Origin of the sequence: Microbacterium sp. 22303 (assembly GCF_052045265.1) — a bacterium.
Classification (GTDB): domain Bacteria; phylum Actinomycetota; class Actinomycetes; order Actinomycetales; family Microbacteriaceae; genus Microbacterium.
In genome coordinates this window covers 591,351-601,954 of sequence record NZ_JBQEOQ010000002.1, presented here as the reverse complement: position 1 = coordinate 601,954, position 10,604 = coordinate 591,351, and the positions used below count along the sequence as shown (strand labels likewise).

8 protein-coding genes are annotated in these 10,604 nt (G+C 72.0%); 4 read left to right on the top strand and 4 right to left on the bottom strand.

Going from position 1 to position 10,604, the window contains the following annotated elements; genetic code table 11:
* The first annotated feature begins 70 nt into the window (after positions 1–70).
* Genes ACTJI8_RS08535 through ACTJI8_RS08525 form a run of 3 tightly spaced genes read left to right on the top strand, consistent with a single transcriptional unit; the run spans position 71 to position 4,180 of the window.
* Positions 71–1,576, top strand: coding sequence for an APC family permease (locus tag ACTJI8_RS08535; protein WP_440732994.1), 1,506 nt, complete (start codon positions 71–73; stop codon positions 1,574–1,576).
* Positions 1,576–2,472, top strand: coding sequence for a universal stress protein (locus ACTJI8_RS08530; protein WP_440733207.1), 897 nt, complete (start codon positions 1,576–1,578; stop codon positions 2,470–2,472). Before ACTJI8_RS08535 ends, ACTJI8_RS08530 begins: the two co-directional genes overlap by 1 nt.
* Positions 2,473–2,512: 40 nt before the next feature.
* Positions 2,513–4,180, top strand: coding sequence for a phytoene desaturase family protein (locus tag ACTJI8_RS08525; RefSeq protein WP_440732993.1), 1,668 nt, complete (start codon positions 2,513–2,515; stop codon positions 4,178–4,180).
* A 303-nt stretch (positions 4,181–4,483) separates the two neighbouring features.
* On the opposite strand, the gene ACTJI8_RS08520 is transcribed toward ACTJI8_RS08525, so the two are convergent.
* From ACTJI8_RS08520 to ACTJI8_RS08510, 3 genes are all read right to left on the bottom strand, one after another.
* Positions 4,484–6,514, bottom strand: coding sequence for an iron ABC transporter permease (locus ACTJI8_RS08520; RefSeq protein WP_440732992.1), 2,031 nt, complete (start codon positions 6,512–6,514; stop codon positions 4,484–4,486).
* Positions 6,515–6,620: 106 nt separating this feature from the next.
* Entirely contained in the window at positions 6,621–7,646 is a 1,026-nt protein-coding gene (locus ACTJI8_RS08515) for an ABC transporter substrate-binding protein (protein WP_440732991.1), read from the bottom strand.
* A 179-nt stretch (positions 7,647–7,825) separates the two neighbouring features.
* The gene (locus ACTJI8_RS08510) at positions 7,826–8,683 is read right to left on the bottom strand and encodes an ABC transporter ATP-binding protein (protein ID WP_440732990.1); all 858 of its coding nucleotides are present in this window, start codon (positions 8,681–8,683) and stop codon (positions 7,826–7,828) included.
* 24 nt (positions 8,684–8,707) lie between these two features.
* On the opposite strand from ACTJI8_RS08510, the gene ACTJI8_RS08505 reads away from it, so the two are divergent.
* Positions 8,708–9,682: a siderophore-interacting protein gene (locus ACTJI8_RS08505; protein ID WP_440732989.1), complete on the top strand. Its 975-nt coding sequence runs from the start codon at positions 8,708–8,710 to the stop codon at positions 9,680–9,682.
* Positions 9,683–9,762: 80 nt separating this feature from the next.
* On the opposite strand, the gene ACTJI8_RS08500 is transcribed toward ACTJI8_RS08505, so the two are convergent.
* Positions 9,763–10,599: an oxidoreductase gene (locus tag ACTJI8_RS08500; protein WP_440732988.1), complete on the bottom strand. Its 837-nt coding sequence runs from the start codon at positions 10,597–10,599 to the stop codon at positions 9,763–9,765.
* Positions 10,600–10,604 lie beyond the last annotated feature (5 nt).

Here is a 10,604-nt window from a genome sequence, read left to right as displayed (position 1 = left end):
TCGCTCTCGCCGAGTGCCAACATGAGGCAACGGCGGTCGAAGACGCCCGCCACCGGCCTTTGGGAGCCACATGTCCAGCAATCACACCCCGACGTCTTTCGGCCGACAGCTCGTGCGTCGCAAGCCGATCATCTTTCAGCGCCGGCACCATCAGGGCGAGGAGCTGTCCCGCAATCTGGGGACGTTCCAGCTGATGATGTTCGGCGTCGGCGCCACCGTCGGCACCGGTGTCTTCTTCGTCCTCAGCAGCGCGGTCCCCCTGGCGGGACCGGCGGTCATCCTCTCCTTCCTGCTCGCGGCGGTCGCCGCGGGGCTGTCGGCGCTGTGCTACGCCGAGCTCGCGTCGGCGATCCCCGTCAGCGGGTCGAGCTACTCGTACACGTATCACGCGCTGGGCGAGGGGCCGGCGGTCCTGGTCGGCGGCGCGGTGCTGCTCGAGTACGGCCTCGCCGTCTCGGCCGTCGCCGTCGGATGGAGCGGGTACTTCAACGAGCTGCTGCTGCAGCTGTTCCACTTCGAGCTGCCGACGGCGCTGTCGCTGACGTTCATCCCGAACCCGGACGGATCCCCGAACGGCGGGTTCATCAACCTGCCCGCCGTGGTGCTGATCGGTCTGTGCATGCTGCTGCTGATCCGCGGCGCGTCGGAGTCCGCGACCGTGAACGCGATCATGGTGTGCGTCAAGCTCGGCGTGCTGCTGCTGTTCGTGGTGCTCGCGTTCACGGCGTTCAACGCCGACCACTTCGCGAACTTCTTCGGGCAGGCGTCCGGGATCAGCGGTGCGGCGGGCGTGATCTTCTTCTCGTACATCGGACTCGATGCGGTCGCCACCGCGTCTGAGGAGGTGCGCAACCCGCAGAAGGCGATCCCCCGCGCGATCATCGGCGCGCTGCTGATCGTCACCGTGATCTACGTCCTGGTCTCCGTCGCGGGCCTCGCCGCCGAGCCCGCCAGCTGGTTCGCGACGAAGGAGGCCGGTGAAGCGGGCCTGGCGAAGATCCTGCTGCATGTGACCGGGAGCCCGGTCTGGCCGATCGTCCTGTCCGCGGGTGCGGTGATCTCCGTGTTCTCGGTGACCCTGGTCACCCTCTACGGGCAGACCCGCATCCTGTTCTCGATCTCGCGTGACGGCATGGTCTCGAAGAAGTTCGAGCGCGTCAGCCCGAGGTTCGGCACCCCCGTCTTCAACACCCTCACGGTGTCGATCATCGTCGCCCTCGTCGCCGGGTTCGTGCCGGCGGACTACCTGTGGGACAGCGTCTCCTTCGGAACGCTGGTCGCGTTCAGCATCGTCGCGATCTCCCTGATGGTCCTGCGCCGCACCCACCCCGAGATCGAGCGGCCGTACAAGGTCCCGTTCGGCCCGTGGGTCGTGCCGATCCTCACCGTCCTGGTGTGCGTGTATGTGCTGACCCAGCTGCAGCCCATCACCTGGATCATCTGCGTGAGCTGGCTCGTGATCGTGTTCCTGTTCTACGTCGCCTACGGGCGTCGCAGGGCGACGCTGAACACCTACACGTCCGACGAGGAGATCTCCGAACCCATCCATCCCGAGCTCGAAGACCAGGCCAAGTGATGTACCTCGTCGGCTACGGCCCCCACAACAACGACCGTTCCGCCATCGAACTCGCCTGCCAGTTCGCCCGCTCCGAGCCCCAGCCGGTCCGCGCCGTGTCCGTCGTCCCGCAGGGCTGGGGCACCCCGCTCGCCGGCGGCACGGACCGGGAGTTCGAGGACTGGGCGGCGAGCGAGGGCGAGATCACCGCCGAGGAAGCGCGCGCCGACCTGGCCCAGCACCCCGGCGTCGACGGCACGGCGGTCTGGGTGAGCGGGCGCTCGGTGCCGCAGGCCCTCGTCGAGCAGGCGCTGGAGCATGAGGCGCGGATGCTCGTGGTCGGCTCGAGCGGGGACGCCGAGCCCGGCCGCATCAGGCTCAGTTCGAAGACGGACCGGCTCGTGCACTCGTCGCCGGTCCCCGTGGCCATCGCGCCCCGGGGCTACCGCACCGACAGCGGCGTGACCCGCGTCACGGTGGCGTTCCGCGACGACGACGCGAGCTGGTCGCTGCTCACCGGCGTCGCGGAGATCTGTCGGCGCACGGGGGCGCGGCTGCGCGTCGTGACCTTCGTCGTCGCTCCGCCCCGCCGTCCCGTCACGTCGCGGATGGGGCACGCCGAGACCCAGGTGATCGATCTGTGGCGGATGCAGGCGGGCAACGCGCAGCACGAGGCGGAGGGGTTCCTGCGCTCGCAGGGCTTCGACGACGACACGCTCGTGTTCACCATCGCCGAGGGATCCGACTGGGCCCGCGCGATCCGTCGGCTCGACTGGGAGGAGGGCGACATCCTCGCCATCGGCTCCTCATCGACGCACCCGATCGCCCGCGTGTTCCTGGGATCGAGTGCGGCCAAGATCATCCGCTATGCGCCGGTCCCCGTCGTCGCCGTGCCCGGTGCAGCCACGACGGAGTGAACCGGATCCGAGAATCAGCGCGCGACGAACGAGGATCTGGATGCCTGATGAGAAGACCCCCGACTACGACGCCGTCATCGTCGGAGCGGGCCACAACGGACTGACCGCCGCGGCATATCTCGCCAAGGCAGGCCGCAGCGTGCTCGTGCTCGAACGCGACGACCATGTCGGCGGTGCGGCGGTGTCCGCCCAGGCGTTCGAGGGCGTCGACGCCCGACTGTCCCGCTACGCGTACCTGGTCAGCCTGCTGCCGCAGCGGATCATCGACGACCTCGGGCTGGACATCAGCCTCGTCCGCCGCCGGTACTCGTCGTACACTCCGGATCCGCTCGACCCGACCCGCGGCCTGCTCGTCGACCGCGCGGCCGATGCCGAGGGCGCCCGCGCCGATTTCGCGCGGGCCGGGGTCGGTCCCGAGGATGTGGCGGCCTGGGACGAGCTCTACGACGAGCAACGGCGGATCGCGGAGGCGCTGTTCCCGACCCTGACCGAGCCGCTGCCGACACGTGCCGAGGCGAAGGCACGTCTCGGCGAGGACGAGGTGTGGGACGCGTTCATCGAGCGTCCGCTCGGCGACACGATCGACGCGCGGTTCCGCAGCGACCTGGTGCGCGGCGTCGTCGCGACAGACGGGCTGATCGGGACGTTCACCAGCCTCGACGATCCGGCGCTCGACGCGAACCGCTGCTTCCTGTACCACGTGATCGGCGGCGGCACCGGCGACTGGGACGTGCCGGTCGGCGGCATGGGAGCGGTCTCGGGCGAGATCGCCCGAGCGGCCTCGGTCGCCGGCGCGACCGTGCTCACCGAGGCCGAGGTGCTGTCGGTGACCCCGGCCGGTGCCGGCGCCTTCGCGGGCACGGCCACGGACGCGGCGACGGACGTGGCCACGGTGCAGTACCGCCACGGCGGGGAGGACCGCACGGTCACCGCGCGGACGATCCTGTCGAACGTCGCGCCCGCGGTGCTCGAGCGGCTGCTCGGCGACGCCGGGCCGTCTGACACGTCCGGCGTCGCGGATGGCGCCGCCGCGGTCCGTCCCGAGGGCGCACAGGCGAAGGTGAACCTGTTCCTCACCCGGCTGCCGAGACTCCGCGACGAGACCGTCGCGCCCGAGGCGGCGTTCGCAGGCACCTTCCACATCAACGAGCTCGGCGTGCAGCTGCGGGCCGCCTTCGAGCGCGCGGAGGCGGGCGAGCTGCCGGATCCGATGCCGTGCGAGATCTACTGCCACACGCTGAGCGACCGGACGATCCTGGGCGAATCGCTCCGCGACACCCCCGCCCAGACTCTCACCCTGTTCGGCCTGCACGTGCCCGACCGCCTCGTCGACCGGATCGGCAACGACGAACTGCGCGACCGGATCCGGACCGCCGTGCTCGCCTCACTGAACTCGGTCCTCGCGGAGCCGATCGAGGACGTCCTCGCCGTCGATGCGGCGGGGGCGCCGTGCATCGAGGTCAAGACGACGCGCGACCTGGAGGAGGCGCTCGCGATGCCGGGAGGCAACATCTTCCACGGGCCGCTGTCCTGGCCCTGGGCTGAGGACGGCGCCGAGCTCGACACCCCCGCCCAGCGCTGGGGCGTCGCGACCCGCTTCCCGGACGTGCTGTTGTGCGGATCCGGCGCGGTCCGCGGCGGCGCCGTCTCGGGCATCGGCGGCCACAACGCCGCGATGGCGGTGCTCGAGGCCGACGCCGCGGGCTGAGCCGCAGCGTCGTGCCGCCCGGTCAGGTCGTGCCGCCCCCTCAGGTCGCACTCCCACCCGGTCAGGTCGCACTCCCGCTGCTCAGGTCGCACTCCCGCCGCTCAGGTCGCACTACCGCCGCTCAGGTCGCACTATCTGCTGTGAAGGGGCCTCCATCGGAGCAGTTTCTGCGACCTGAGCGGAGGCGAACCTCCCCCGGGTCCTGAGCGGAGGCGAACCTCCCCCGGGTCCTGAGCGGAGGTGAGCCTCCCCCGGTTCCGGAGCGAGCACCGGCACCGCCGAGCGCACCCGACGATCGCCGGCTCACACGTCGCGGGAGCGCCAGAGCAGCCAGACGAAGTACGGCGCGCCGAGCACGGCGACCACGAGTCCTGCGGGCAGCTGCGCGGGCGCGATCACCGTGCGCCCCACGGCGTCCGCAAGCCCCACGAGCACCGCCCCGATCAGCACCGCGACGGGCACCACGCGCGAATGCCGTGCCCCGACCAGGGCCCGCGCGGCGTGCGGGGCGACCAGCCCGACGAAGCCGATCACGCCGACGGCCACCACGCTGAATGCGGCGAGCAGCGCGGCCACCGCGAGGATCAGCAGACGCGACCGCTCGAGCTTCACGCCCAGCGCGCGCGGGGTGTCCTCGTCGAGGGCGAGCAGATCCAGCTCCCGGCCGCGCAGCAGCACCACGGGCAGCGCGATCAGCAGCACCACGGCCAGTGGCACGACCTGCTCCCAGATCCGGCCGTACGTCGTGCCGCTCAGCCAGGTGTAGATCTTCGGAGTGTCGAAGGGACTTGCGCGCAGCAGCACGAACGAGGTGAGCGCGACCGCGGCCGACGAGACGCCGATCCCGATGAGGATGAACCGGTCCGCGCTGAGCCCGCCGCGCCAGGACAGCAGGTAGACGAGGGCGAACGCCGTGATCGCGCCGACCACCGCCGCCACGAGCATGCCGAACGTCGATGCCGCGGCGCTGGTCACCACGAGCACGGCGCCGAGCCCCGCGCCGCCGGTGATGCCGAGGAGCGCCGGATCCGCGAGCGGGTTGCGGCTCACCGCCTGGGTGAGGCACCCGGCGAGCGCGAGGGCCGCCCCCGCCGTGACCGCGGCGATCACCCGAGGCGCACGCTCGTCCAGCGCGAACGCGATCTGCGGCGGGGCCTGCCCCTGTAGCCAGAGCAGCAGGTCGCCGGTGAGCAGCGGCGTCGCGCCCAGCAGCAGGCCGGCGATCACGACCGCGACCACCAGCACGGCCGCGATCGCGAGCACCAGCCGGAAGCGCAGCGGCCCTCGCACGCCGAACCGGATCGACGGCGGCCGCCGCGTGGGTCCGGAGTCGCGCAGCCGCCGCGCCATCACCACGAGCACGACGGATCCGAGCACGGTCGTCGCCACGCCCGTGGGCACCGCGATCGCACCCTCGGCGCCGATGATCAGCCGCAGCAAGGCGTCGGCGAGGATCACCACGAGCGCGCCGATGAGACCGGAGGCGGGCAGCAGCAGGGCATGACGGCCGAGACCCGGCACGATCCGCACGAGCAGGCGTGCGAGCACGGGCGCGCACAGTCCGACGAAGCCGAGCGGACCGGCAAGGGTGACGGCGGTCGCGGTCAGCAGCACCGAGAGCAGGATCCCGAGGATGCGCGTGGAGCGGATCCGCACGCCGAGGGACGCGGCCAGATCGTCGCCGAGGGCGAGCACGTCGAGGCGGCGGGCGAGGAGCAGCGCCAACAGGCCGGCGACCACGACGACCGGCGCCGCGCGCAGGAAGGCCTCGAGCCCGAGCTGCGAGAGGCTGCCGCTCCCCCATGCGAGCAGCCCCTTGGTCTGCTCGCTGAACAGGATCAGCAGCGCCGAGGTCGCGGCCTGGAACGCGAGGGCCAGCGCGGACCCGGCCAGCACGAGCCGGGTCGTCGAGGATCCGGCGCCCCCCGCGAGTCCCAGCACGATCACGGCCGCGACGAGTCCGCCGGCGAACGCGACGATCCCCGATGCCCAGAACGGGACCGAGATCCCGAACGCGGCGACCGCGGTGACGGCGAGATACGAACCCGCCGTCACGCCGAGCGTGTCGGGCGAGGCCAGGGCGTTGCGCGCCAGCGACTGCATGAGCAGGCCGGCCATGCCGAGCGCGACGCCGACGGCAACTCCCGCGGCGAGTCGCGGCAGGCGCGCACCGAGCAGGATGTCGGGGTTCGCCCAGACAGCACCGCTCGTGCCCTGGGTGAGGTGCCAGCCCGCAGCGGCGACGAGGGCGAGGGTGAGCAGGACCAGCACGCCGACGGCGCCGAGGCGGGCGCGGACGGCGGACGCAGGGCTCGCGCCCGCTTCTCCGGTCATCGCCCGCACATCCGTGCCCGCCTCGGCCGTCGGTTCCGCCGCCCCGCGCGCAACCGGCCTCGCAGGATCCTGCTCGTCCACCCACATCGAGCTCACCGCCGTCGGCTCACTTGCCGAACGCGGCGACGTACGCGTCGGCGATCTTCTCGGCCGAGCGCGGTCCGCCGAACGTCCAGATGCCGCTCGGGAACGCGTGGATGCGCTTCTCCTTCACCGCCGGGATCGAGGCCCAGGCCGGGTTCTTCTGGGCCGCCGTGATGAAGCTGTCGCTGTCGGGGTCATCGGTCCCGGTGTGCAGCAGCGTCGCGGATCCGACCGTCGTCATGCCCTCGATGTCGGTGCTGCCGAGCCCGTACGCGGGGTCGGTCTCGCCCTTCCACACGTTCGTGAGCCCCAGCTCGGCGCCGATCGCGCCGATCAGCGAGCCGGTGCCGAAGGGGCGCAGCGACACGGTGCCGCCGTCGACCCAGCCATCGAAGTACACGAACTCGGTGCTGGAGGGCTTCGCCGCGGCCAGGGTCTTCTTCGCCTCCGCGAGGTGGTTCTTCATCTCCGTCGTGACGGCCTCGGCCCGTTCGGTGCGGCCGGTGGCCTGCGCGATGAGGCCGAAGGTCGCGAGCAGCTGCTTCACCGGATCCTTCGCGTCGGCGCCGATCGTGACGAGCACGGGCACGCCGTACTTCTCGAGCTGGCCGATGATCGCGTCGTCGCGGGTCTGCGCCTCGACGATGACGAGGTCCGGCTTGGCCTGGAACAACGCATCGAGGTTCGGCTCCTGCCGGGTTCCCACGTCCTTCACGCCCTCGGGCAGCGTCTCAGCCTTGTCCCACTGCCGGTAGCCGGCCGCATCGGCCACGGCCACGGGCGTCACGCACAGGGTGAGCGCATCCTCGACCTGCTGCCACTCCAGCACCGCGACGCGCGCGGCGGGCTTGTCGAGCTTCACGGTGCGGCCGAGGGCGTCGGTCACAGTGACCGGCCCCGTGGCGGTGGTCGTGGAGTCCTTGGCGCACTCGGCGCTCGTGGCGGGTGCGGCGCTGCTGGTGGGCGCCGCAACGGAGGTCGTTCCGCAGCCGGCGAGGGCGAGGGTGCTGGCGGCGAGCAGTGAGAGGACGGCGAGGGGCTTGCGCATGGTTCTCCAGGGTCGGTGAGTCAGTGGGTCGGGTGGTCGGTGGGTCGGGACGGTCGGGTTGCTCGAAGGCTTGGTCAGGGGTTGGCGGATCCGGTCGCGGCGGCCGAGCGCGGGCGCACGCACGGGGGCCGTCGGGCCGATGGGGCGCCGTGGGCGCATCGGCGCGCGACGGCCGGTGGTCAGACCAGCTGCGGCTCGCGTGCGGAGCGCGGCGCGTCGTGCCGGCCGCGCGGGATCACGCGCACCCGGCCGTCGTCGTCGAGCGCGGTGTCGATGCGCAGCCCGTAGGCCGCCGACAGGTTCTCGCCGGTGAGCACCTCGGCGGGGGTGCCATCGGCGCGCACGCGGCCGTCGTGGAGCAGCACGACACGGTCGGCGACCGCGGCGGCGTGGTCGAGGTCGTGCAGCACGACGCCCAGCGCGGTGCCGGCGTCGGCGAGGTCGCGGATGAGGTCGAGCGTCTCGATCTGGTAGCGCAGGTCGAGATGGTTGGTGGGCTCGTCGAGCAGCAGGATCGGCGTGGTCTGCGCGAGCGCGGTGGCCAGCCAGACGCGCTGCAGCTCCCCTCCAGAGAGTTCGTCCACGGGACGGGCGCCCATCGCGCCGAGACCGGTGAGCGCCAGCGCCCGGTCGATGGCGGCGCGGTCTTCGTGGCGCAGGCCCGAGAAGCGGCCGCGATGCGGGTGCCGCCCGAAAGCGACGACATCGCGCACCTCCAGACCGGAGGGATGCGGCCGCGACTGCGACAGCATCGCCACGGTGCGCGCGAACTCCTTCGCGTCCATCGCTGCGGCGTCGCGGCGGGCGCCGTCGGCGTCGATGCGCACCGACCCGGCCTGGATCCGATGCAGTCGCGCGATGGCCCGCAGCGCCGTGGACTTGCCGCTGCCGTTCGGCCCGATGAGCGCCGTGACGGATCCGGGTCGGAGCGTCAGCGCGACGTCGTGCACGACAGGTGTCCGGCCGTAGTGCAGCGCGAGGCCCTCTGCCTCGAGGCCGGCCTTCGGGAGGGCGTCGGAGGAGTTCCGATTCGTCATGTTAGGGGAGCCTAACCTATCCTGATGAACGTGTCACATCACCCGTACCGGACCTATCGCACCACCGTCGCCCGCCGCGAGCAGCTGTCGCCGAGCTTCCTGCGGATGACGCTGACCGGCCCCGATCTCGTGCACTTCGGCACGGCGGGGCTCGATCAGCGCATCAAGCTCGTGCTGCCGCTGCCCGACGGGTCCTTCACCGACGTCGGCCAGTTCGACGAGTCGGTCGGCATGATGGAGTGGTATCGCCGATGGCGAGAACTCCCCGATGAGCAGCGCAATCCGATCCGCACGTACACGATCCGCGCGGTGCGACCGGAATCCCGTGAGATCGACGTCGATTTCGTGCTGCACGGCACCGAGGGCCCGGCTTCCGCCTGGGCCACGGCCGCCGCGCCAGGGGAACCGCTGGTCGTGATCGGCCCCGATGCGCGCGCCGACGAGACCGGCGGACGGGAGTGGAACCCGGGCGATGCCGGTTCCGTGCTCATCGCGGGCGATGAGACCGCGGTGCCCGCGATCTGCGCGATCGTCGAGTCACTGCCCGCACACGTGACCGGATCCGTCTACATCGAGGTGCCCACCGAGGCGGACGCGCTGCCGCTCACGGCCCCGGACGGCGTCGCGGTCCGGTGGCTGGCCCGCGGAAGCGCGGCGCACGGGCTGCGCCTGAGCGCGGCCGTGCACGCCTGGGGCGAGTCGCGGGTCACCGGGGGCACGCCGACCGCCGACGTTGCAGCCTCGGCCGACACCGCAGAGCCTGTCGGGCCGGGCGCCGAGCTCGAGACCGCCGCGGGAGCGGAACTGGCGGATCCGAGCGAAGACGACGTGCTCTGGGAAGTTCCGGAGGACACCGTCGGATCCTGCTACGCCTGGCTGGCCGGGGAGGCGTCGACGATCACGGCGCTGCGCCGGCACCTGGTGCGCGGCCTCGGCATCGACCGCCGCTCGGTCGCGTTCATGGGCTACTGGCGCCGAGGGCGGGCCGAGGCCGCCTGAACCGGGAGCTTGCGCCGCGCACGGCGGTTCCACGCCATCCGCCCCGCGGTCGCCCGTGTCCGCGAGCGGATTCCTGGTCGTCAGCCGCCGATGCCCATGCCGCGCTGGATGAGCCGGTCGAACACGCGGGCGGGCAGGATCCGGTGCAGGAAGAAGAGAGGCTTCGCGCCGAAGCCGATGCGGTAGCGGGCTCGAGGGCGGCGGGAAGTCGCCGCCCTGGTGATCGCCCGCGCGACGACGTCCGCAGACGACGTCATCCTGGCGCCGGGTACAGAAGTGCGCCCGAGGACTGCCGCCACCTGCTCCGCCTGCTTCCGGTACGCACCCCGGCCGGACGTCTCGAGCACCTTCGCGGCGGCGATGCCACCCCACTCGGTGCGGATGGATCCGGGCTCGATGACGACGACGTCGATGCCGAAGGGTGCCAGCTCCATGCGCATCGCATCGCTGAGCGCCTCGACCGCGTACTTGCTGGCGTGGTACCACGCACCAAGGGGCGTCGTGAAGTTCCCGCCCATCGAGGCGATGTTGATGATCGTCCCGCTGCGCTGCGCGCGCATCGGCGGCAGCACCAACTGCGCCATGCGTGCCAGGCCCAGCACGTTCACGTCGAGCTGGGCCTGCGCCTCGGTGAGCGGCACGTCCTCGAGCGCGCCGTACGAGCCGTAGCCGGCGTTGTTCACGAGCACGTCGATGTGCCCCTGCTCGGCGAGGATCTGCGCGACCGCGGCCTGCGCAGACCTGTCATCGGTGACGTCCAGGGCGATGGTGTGCACGCCCGCGTCCCGCAGCCCTGCCATCCGCTCCACGCGCCGCGCGGCGGCGTAGACGGTGAAGCCCGCCTCCTTCAGGTGACGCGCGGCGGACTCGCCGATCCCCGAGGAGGCTCCCGTGACCAGTACGACCTTCGTTCTCATCGCCA